General features: G+C 59.6%; 1 protein-coding gene. It reads left to right on the forward strand.

Annotated elements, in window-relative coordinates:
• On the forward strand, positions 1–235 hold a 235-nt coding region (locus SB816_RS31715; RefSeq protein WP_410548210.1), incomplete at its 5' end, for a DUF4123 domain-containing protein.
• Positions 236–272 lie beyond the last annotated feature (37 nt).

Consider the following 272-nt stretch of genomic DNA (forward strand, 5'->3'; position numbering starts at 1 on the left):
GTCGTGGCTGATCAGCGCATATCCAATCGAGTCATTGGCCGACGAGCTGCGCCGTCGACTCGACGTGCGCTTACCGGATGGCCGTACAGCCCTCCTTCGCTTCTACGACGCCCGCATCATGGCCGACATGGCATCGCTGATGGAATTGACGCAGCGCATGCAGTTCTTCGTCCCGACATTCAACTGGCTCGTCGAACTGAATGGAAAACTGAAGGGAGTGCACCCGCATGCTTGAGTGGACGAGCGAACAGGTCGCCGGCCTTGCCGAGATC

The organism is Achromobacter sp. SIMBA_011 (assembly GCF_046535435.1).
GTDB classification, from domain to species: domain Bacteria; phylum Pseudomonadota; class Gammaproteobacteria; order Burkholderiales; family Burkholderiaceae_B; genus Achromobacter; species Achromobacter dolens.